This window comes from Streptomyces sp. SID12488 (assembly GCF_010548275.1).
Lineage (GTDB): Bacteria > Actinomycetota > Actinomycetes > Streptomycetales > Streptomycetaceae > Streptomyces.
This window is the reverse complement of the sequence record NZ_JAAGLT010000075.1, coordinates 1-1,658: the sequence shown is the minus strand read 5'-3', so window position 1 is coordinate 1,658 and position 1,658 is coordinate 1. Positions and strand designations below refer to the sequence as shown.

Sequence of the window (1,658 nt, the reverse complement as noted above, 5' to 3'; positions counted from 1 at the left end):
GACACCTTCGAGGACACTCCCGCCAAGGACCGGGACCCCGAGTGGTTCAAACGCGCCGTCTTCTACGAGGTCCTCGTCCGTTCCTTCCAGGACAGCAACGGCGACGGAATCGGTGACCTCAAGGGCCTCACCGCCAAACTCGACTACCTCCAGTGGCTCGGCATCGACTGCCTCTGGCTGCCCCCCTTCTTCAAGTCACCCCTGCGTGACGGCGGCTACGACGTCTCCGACTACACCGCCGTCCTCCCCGAGTTCGGCGACCTCGCCGACTTCGTCGAGTTCGTCGACGCCGCCCACCAGCGCGGCATGCGCGTCATCATCGACTTCGTCATGAACCACACCAGCGACCAGCACCCCTGGTTCCAGGAATCCAGGAACGACCCCGAAGGCCCCTACGGCGACTACTACGTATGGGCCAAGAAGGACGACCAGTACCAGGACGCCCGCATCATCTTCGTCGACACCGAAGCCTCCAACTGGACCTTCGACCCGGTCCGCAAGGAATACTTCTGGCACCGCTTCTTCTCCCACCAGCCGGACCTCAACTACGAGAACCCGGCCGTACAGGAGGAGATCATCTCCGCGCTGCGGTTCTGGCTGGACCTGGGCATCGACGGTTTCCGTCTCGACGCGGTGCCGTACCTCTACCAGGCCGAGGGCACCAACTGCGAGAACCTGCCGGCGACGCACGACTTCCTCAAGCACGTGCGCAAGGAGATCGACGCCCACTACCCGGACACGGTGTTGCTGGCGGAGGCGAACCAGTGGCCCGAGGACGTCGTCGACTACTTCGGCGACTACAGCAGCGGCGGCGACGAATGCCACATGGCGTTCCACTTCCCCGTCATGCCCCGCATCTTCATGGCCGTCCGCCGCGAATCGCGCTACCCCGTCTCGGAGATCCTCGCCAAGACCCCGGCCATCCCCTCGAACTGCCAGTGGGGCATCTTCCTGCGCAACCACGACGAGCTGACCCTGGAAATGGTCACCGACGAGGAACGCGACTACATGTGGGCCGAATACGCCAAAGACCCGCGTATGCGCGCCAACATCGGCATCAGGCGGCGCCTGGCCCCCCTCCTGGACAACGACCGCAACCAGATCGAGCTCTTCACCGCCCTGCTGCTGTCCCTGCCCGGCTCGCCGATCCTCTACTACGGCGACGAGATCGGCATGGGCGACAACATCTGGCTCGGCGACCGCGACGCCGTCCGCACCCCCATGCAGTGGACCCCCGACCGCAACGCCGGATTCTCCTCCTGCGACCCCGGCCGCCTCGTCCTGCCCACGATCATGGACCCCGTCTACGGCTACCAGGTCACCAACGTCGAAGCCTCCATGTCGTCCCCCTCCTCGCTCCTGCACTGGACCCGGCGCATGATCGAGATCCGCAAACAGAACCCCGCCTTCGGCCTCGGCTCCTACACCGAACTCCCCTCCTCCAACCCCGCCGTCATCGCCTTCCTGCGCGAACACAAGGACGACCTCGTCCTGTGCGTCCACAACTTCTCCCGCTTCGCCCAGCCCACCGAGCTGGACCTACGGGCCTTCAGCGGCGCACACCCCGTCGAACTCATCGGCGGAGTCCGCTTCCCAGCCATCGGCGAACTCCCCTACCTCCTCACCCTCGCAGGCCACGGCTTCTACTGGTTCCGGCT

At 65.3% G+C, this 1,658-nt stretch carries 1 protein-coding gene; it reads left to right on the top strand.

What is annotated here, in order from left to right:
• The coding region (gene treS, locus G3I56_RS42515) for a maltose alpha-D-glucosyltransferase (RefSeq protein ID WP_164418876.1) at positions 1-1,658 on the top strand (1,658 nt) is incomplete at both ends.